Raw genomic sequence first — 6,080 nt, forward strand, 5'->3', positions numbered from 1 at the left:
AATAAAGAGGTAGAAACATGTCAAAAATTCTCGTTTTTGGTCACCAAAATCCTGACTCAGATGCTATCGGCTCATCTGTAGCTTTTGCTTATCTTGCAAAAGAAGCTTATGGTTTGGATACAGAAGCAGTGGCTCTTGGAACTCCAAATGAAGAAACAGCTTTCGTCTTGAACTATTTTGGTGTAGAAGCACCGCGCGTGATCACATCGGCTAAAGCAGAAGGTGCAGAGCAAGTCATCTTAACAGACCACAATGAATTCCAACAATCTGTTTCAGATATCGCTGAAGTAGAAGTTTACGGTGTAGTGGATCACCACCGTGTGGCTAACTTTGAAACTGCAAGTCCACTTTACATGCGTTTGGAACCAGTTGGATCAGCATCTTCTATTGTATACCGCATGTTCAAAGAACACGGTGTAGCAGTGCCAAAAGAATTGGCAGGTTTGATGCTTTCAGGTTTGATTTCAGATACCCTTCTTTTGAAATCTCCAACAACACACCCATCTGATAAAGTGATTGCACCTGAATTGGCAGAATTGGCTGGTGTCAACTTGGAAGAATACGGTCTTGCCATGCTCAAAGCTGGTACTAACTTGGCAAGCAAATCAGCAGAAGAATTGATCGACATCGATGCTAAGACCTTTGAACTCAACGGAAATAATGTCCGTGTGGCTCAGGTCAATACAGTTGATATCGCTGAAGTCTTGGAACGCCAAGCTGAAATTGAAGCAGCCATCCAAGCCACAAATGCAGCTAACGGCTACTCTGACTTTGTTTTGATGATTACAGATATCGTGAACTCAAACTCAGAAATTTTGGCTCTTGGTGCTAATATGGACAAGGTAGAAGCAGCTTTCAACTTCAAACTTGAAAACAACCACGCTTTCCTTCCAGGTGCTGTTTCACGTAAGAAACAAGTGGTACCACAATTGACTGAAAGCTTTAATGGGTAATTCTTAAGGAATATTTGGAACTGTTAATTTGACTATTCATAGAAGGTGATAGTATGATGCGATTGATTGAAGGACTGCGCTTTTTGGTTGAGGTTGTGGCAATCCTTGGTCTTTTCTCCGTGTCTGTGATACAAATTTCTTGGCTGGAAAAATCCCTATTTTTTCTTCTAGCAGTTCTATTAATCTTATTTTGGGCGCGATATATGGCGCCAAAATCTCCACATGCTTTTAAAAAATGGCGTCGCCTCGTTGCTGAGATATCTATTTTTATTTTAGTTAGTGGTAGTTTTTGGTATTTGTATGGATTGCAAATAGGAATCCTCTACTTAGCCCTGTCTTTTGGAAGTTTAGTGCTACTTTATTATTTTCAGCTAGAGTGATTCTTAGAATATAGTTAATGAATTATTTAAATGGTAATTTTTTAACTAGAGATTGACACGAGAAAACGATGTTTTCCATATAGCTAAAGGAGTTTCGACTCCTTTTTTTCTAGGAGAGAAGTATGTTAGAAAATGGCGATTTGATTTTTGTGAAAGATGATACAGAAATGGGGCAGGCTATCCAGGCTTCTACAGGTAACTACGGTCACGTGGCTATCTTTTTGGACGGACAGGTCTATCATGCTACGGTGGAAGGTGGCGTCCTTACCCAGGATCCTGAGGACTTTTTTGAAGCTGGAAAAGTCTATGACCTTTATCGCTATCCGAAAATCGATCTCAAAGAGGTCAAAAAGTTGTCGGAAAACCTTTTAGGTTCTCCCTACAACGCTTCCTTTTATCCAGATGGAGATGGTTTCTATTGTTCCCAGTTTGTAGCAGCAATTCTTCCTATTTTTGATACCATTCCAATGAAGTTTGGAGAGGGAGAAGAAGAGATTAGTTCCTTTTGGAAAGCCTACTATAGAGAACTTGGCCTAGCCGTTCCTCTAGATCAGCCCGGGACCAATCCGAGTCAGTTAGCCCAGTCTCCCCATCTACAGTTTAAAGAAAGGTATTTGGATGATTACCATCATTAATCCCACACGTTTGACACGTCAGCCATTTTTCAAGGACTTGATCAACTATTTGGATCAGCACGACGATGTGATCCTGCGACAAATCAAGGCCCAATTTCCAGATCAACCAGTGGATAAGCTGATGGAGGAGTATATCAAAGCGGGCTTCATCCTAAGGGGAAATAAACGCTACAGCCTCAACCTGCCCTTCTTGGAGTCAGCTGATCTTATTGACTTGGATCAAGAGGTCTTTGTCCGAGAGGATAGTGAGATTTATCAGGAACTGAAAGCCAAGCTCTTCCAAACGGAACTCCGCAATACTACCAATGAAGCGATTCTCATAGAGGAGACGGACTTTGCGCGAAATGCACAGACTCTTGCCAATTACTTCTACAAGGTGAAACACCGATATCCATTGACAGAGGATCAAGAAAAGCTCTATGCCATCTTGGGAGATGTCAATCCCGAGTATGCTCTTAAGTATATGACCAGCTTTTTACTCAAATTTCTCAAAAAAGAAGTAGTCCAGCAAAAGCGCAAGGACATCTTTGTCGATAGTTTAGAAGTCTTAGGTTATATCCGCAAAAATGATGAAGGTAAATATGAATTAGCAGTGGACTTGGACAAGGAAAGACTGATGTTTATTAAGTAATAGAAAGAGGCTGGGAGAACTTCCTAGCCTCTGATTGAAGACAAAGTCATCTTAAAAACTTTCCTTAGGTGAGTGCGGACGTCAGCGAACTTCTAAGAAGTTCCATGACTTAGTTTTGAACCTAAAGTTTCAAAACTCCCGAGTGCTTGAAACGTAATGTTTCAAGCACTTTTCTCACAGCGGAAAGTTTTGGTGTTTTCTTGATTCATTTTAAAAATTTGAACTGATTTTTTCTAGATACGCCTCGCTTATTTTATTTTTAACTAGTTTGTTTACATTACAAGGCTAGGAAATTTTCCTAGCCTTGTTTCGTTTGATTAAAGATAACGTTCAGCGATGGCGGCGTCACCCGGATACTCTTCTTTAATGCCATTGACGATTTGGTAGCAGTCAGCTCCTTTTCCTGCGATAATGACAGCATCTTCAGGCTTGCTGGTAGTTGCCATAGCCCGTTGAATGGCTTCTTCGCGATCTGCGATTTTCTCGACAGGGCGCGTGATGAAGCTACTAATCTCTTCAGCAATCGCCAAAGGATCTTCATAGTTGGGATCATCCGCTGTGAGGAAGACTTGGATTTCAGGGTGCTCTTCTAAGAGTATGCCAAAGTCCTTGCGGCGGCTCTCTCCTTTATTTCCAGTTGATCCGAGAACTAGTGAAATCGTCCCCGTTTGATGGGTTTCGACAACTGAGAGCAGTTTTTTAAGACTGTCACCATTATGAGCGTAGTCGATGAAGACCTTAGCGCCGTTTTTCTGAGTCAAGACTTCCATTCGGCCAGGAACGCGCGTCTTAGCAATCCCTTTTTGGATATCCTCAAGGCTCGCACCTAGACGAAGACAGGCAAGACCCGCTGCTACAGCATTTTCTTGGTTAAAATGGCCAATCAGTTGGATTTCATAGTTTCCAGCTAATTTACCAGTGGCTGAGAAGCTGAAGGCCTTGGAATTTTCAATTTGATTCTCAGACTGGCTTCCATAAAAATCGTGGTCTTGGTTCGCGACTTGGTCCGCTAAAACTTGGAAATGATCCATATCACTATTGATGACAACGGCATGGCTATTCTTCATGAGGAGACGTTTGTGGTAGAAATAATCCTCAAAAGTTGGGTGTTCAATCGGTCCAATATGGTCTGGACTGATGTTGAGAAAAACACCGACGTCAAAGGTCAGGCCGTAAACCCGCTTCACCAGATAAGCTTGACTGGAAACTTCCATAATAAGGTGGGTCCGATCATTGGCTACTGCCTGAGCCATCATGGCAAAAAGATCCAAACTCTCTGGCGTTGTCAGGGTCGATTTAAAGAAGTTTTTACCATCCAGTGTTGTATTCATGGTAGACAGCATAGCTGGTCGGTGACTTTGTTCCAAAATATGGTAAGCAAAGTAGGCCGCTGTTGTCTTTCCCTTAGTCCCTGTGAAGGCTAATAATTTTAATTGTTTTTCAGGGTGCCCATAAAACTCCATGGCAATTAAGCTCATGGCCTGTTTGATATCATTGACGAGGATGGCAGGAATACCAACTTCATAATCTTTTTCAGAGACATAAAAGCCGAGTCCATTAGAAATAGCCTGTTCCAGGTATTCTTTTTTGAAGTTGGCCCCTTTGACAAAAAAGAGGGTGCTAGCAGAAACATTACGGCTATCATAGCTAATGGCATCAAAACTTGTTCCTTCTAGATGGTAGTAGTATTCATCATTTACTAGAACTTCTCGGAAATTTTGGTCTTGTTTTAAAATGTTGAGGGTTTGTTCAATTGTAATCATAAAACTATTGTAAACCTAAAGTCCCTATTTTACAAGTGTCATGGAAAAGTTTATAATGAAGAGAAGAAGAAACGAAAGAGGACACCAATGAGTCACGAACAAAATGACCAGCAAGCCCAGATGCTACGCGGGACTGCCTGGATGACAGCCAGCAACTTTATCAGCCGTTTGCTAGGAGCTGCTTATATTATTCCTTGGTATATTTGGATGGGAAAATATGGGCCACAAGCTAATGGTCTTTTTACAATGGGTTACAATATCTATGCTTGGTTTCTCTTGATTTCGACAGCCGGGGTACCCGTAGCTGTTGCTAAGCAAGTAGCCAAGTACAATACCCGGGACCAAGCCGATCATAGTTTTGCTTTGATTCGGGGCTTCTTGAAATTCATGGGAATTCTAGGCCTTGGATTTGCCATTCTCATGTATCTTTTATCTCCTGTCTTTGCTAGCCTTTCAGGTGGGGGAAAAGAGTTGATTCCGATCATGCAGAGCCTTTCTTGGGCTGTCTTGATCTTTCCTTCGATGAGTGTCATTCGGGGATTTTTCCAAGGTTTTAACAACATGAAGCCTTACGCTATAAGCCAGATTGCAGAACAAGTCATCCGGGTCATCTGGATGTTGCTTACGACCTTCTTCATTATGAAGATTGGCTCAGGAGATTATGTGCAGGCTGTTACGCAGTCGACCTTTGCTGCCTTTATCGGGATGGGAGCGAGCCTTCTGGTTCTCTTTTATTACCTTGCAAAAACAGGCTTGCTCTCATCTATTTTGAGAAAGCAAGAGGGAAGTGAAGGAATCGATACTCGTGCGCTTCTCATGGATACTATCCGTGAGGCCATTCCTTTTATCATCACAGGTTCCGCCATTCAGCTCTTCCAAATTGTCGACCAGATGACCTTTATCAATGTCATGTCTTGGTTTACAGATTATAGTCAGAAACAGCTGTTGGTCATGTTTAGTTATTTCTCTGCTAATCCAAACAAAATCACCATGATCTTGATCGCAGTAGCGACTTCGATTGGGGGAGTTGGGATTCCTCTGTTGACTGAGAATTATGTGAAGGGGGATCTAAAAGCGGCTGGGAAGCTTGTACAGGATAACTTGACCATGTTGCTAGCCTTCTTGCTTCCAGCTACCTTTGGTGCAGTTGCAGTCGCAAAACCACTTTATACAGTATTTTATGGACAACCAGATGGCTTGGCTTTGGGACTCTTTATCGTAGCGATGTTGCAGACGGTGATTTTGGGTCTTTACACAGTCTTGTCCCCAATGATTCAAGCTCTCTTCCAAAACCGCAAAGCTATTCGCTACTTCCTCTATGGAGTAGTGGTGAAATTGGTCCTCCAAATTCCATTTATCTTGGTCTTTCGTTCTTATGGGCCGCTTTTGTCAACGACCATTGCGTTAATGGTGCCAATCGTTCTCATGTATCGGGAGATCCAAAGCATTACTCAGTTTAATCGGACCATCGTCTTCAAGCGCACATTACTTGGCTCAATTCTAACGGTGGTGATGCTACTTGGAGTTTTGATCGCCGGTTTGATTTTGGGCTGGATTTTCCCACCAAATGGCCGTGTATCGAGCATGATTTATATCATCGTCATTGGTGGCTTAGGTGTTGCTATTTACGGAGCTTTAGGATTATGGCTACGGTATTTTGATCGCTTTATCGGAGGGCAAGCAGCACGTCTCAGACAAAAATTCCGGATTAAATAAAA

General features: G+C 42.2%; 6 protein-coding genes. 5 read left to right on the plus strand and 1 reads right to left on the minus strand.

From position 1 onward, the window contains the following. The first annotated feature begins 17 nt into the window (after positions 1–17). The 4 genes from O3626_RS09540 (at position 18) to O3626_RS09555 (ending at position 2,599) form a co-directional block, all read left to right on the plus strand. Complete coding sequence (locus O3626_RS09540) at positions 18–953, plus strand: manganese-dependent inorganic pyrophosphatase (protein ID WP_371496608.1); 936 nt, start codon at positions 18–20, stop codon at positions 951–953. Between the two features lie 53 nt (positions 954–1,006). Continuing rightward, positions 1,007–1,333, plus strand: coding sequence for a DUF2568 domain-containing protein (locus tag O3626_RS09545; RefSeq protein WP_371496610.1), 327 nt, complete (start codon positions 1,007–1,009; stop codon positions 1,331–1,333). A 122-nt stretch (positions 1,334–1,455) separates the two neighbouring features. Next, on the plus strand, positions 1,456–1,968 hold the full coding sequence (locus O3626_RS09550) for a YiiX/YebB-like N1pC/P60 family cysteine hydrolase (RefSeq protein WP_371496612.1): 513 nt from the start codon (positions 1,456–1,458) through the stop codon (positions 1,966–1,968). Next, positions 1,952–2,599, plus strand: coding sequence for a DUF1803 domain-containing protein (locus tag O3626_RS09555; RefSeq protein WP_371496614.1), 648 nt, complete (start codon positions 1,952–1,954; stop codon positions 2,597–2,599). Before O3626_RS09550 ends, O3626_RS09555 begins: the two co-directional genes overlap by 17 nt. 317 nt (positions 2,600–2,916) lie before the next feature. Here the strand turns inward: O3626_RS09555 and O3626_RS09560 are convergent, their stop codons facing one another. Next, the gene (locus tag O3626_RS09560) at positions 2,917–4,362 is read right to left on the minus strand and encodes a UDP-N-acetylmuramoyl-L-alanyl-D-glutamate--L-lysine ligase (protein WP_371496616.1); all 1,446 of its coding nucleotides are present in this window, start codon (positions 4,360–4,362) and stop codon (positions 2,917–2,919) included. A gap of 87 nt (positions 4,363–4,449) precedes the next feature. Between O3626_RS09560 and O3626_RS09565 the strand changes: the two genes are divergently transcribed. After that, entirely contained in the window at positions 4,450–6,078 is a 1,629-nt protein-coding gene (locus tag O3626_RS09565) for an oligosaccharide flippase family protein (RefSeq protein ID WP_371496619.1), read from the plus strand. The last annotated feature ends 2 nt before the right edge of the window (positions 6,079–6,080 follow it).

Origin of the sequence: Streptococcus sp. 20925_1_77, assembly GCF_041432125.1 — a bacterium.
In the GTDB taxonomy this organism is placed as follows: Bacteria; Bacillota; Bacilli; order Lactobacillales; family Streptococcaceae; genus Streptococcus.

Bases quoted from the DNA above. Each gene is read 5' to 3' on its own strand.
- O3626_RS09540 (WP_371496608.1), top strand. From the start codon at position 18: ATGTCAAAAATTCTCGTTTTTGGTCACCAAAATCCTGACTCAGATGCT.
- O3626_RS09545 (WP_371496610.1), top strand. From the start codon at position 1,007: ATGATGCGATTGATTGAAGGACTGCGCTTTTTGGTTGAGGTTGTGGCA.
- O3626_RS09550 (WP_371496612.1), top strand. From the start codon at position 1,456: ATGTTAGAAAATGGCGATTTGATTTTTGTGAAAGATGATACAGAAATG.
- O3626_RS09555 (WP_371496614.1), top strand. From the start codon at position 1,952: ATGATTACCATCATTAATCCCACACGTTTGACACGTCAGCCATTTTTC.
- O3626_RS09560 (WP_371496616.1), bottom strand. From the start codon at position 4,362: ATGATTACAATTGAACAAACCCTCAACATTTTAAAACAAGACCAAAAT.
- O3626_RS09565 (WP_371496619.1), top strand. From the start codon at position 4,450: ATGAGTCACGAACAAAATGACCAGCAAGCCCAGATGCTACGCGGGACT.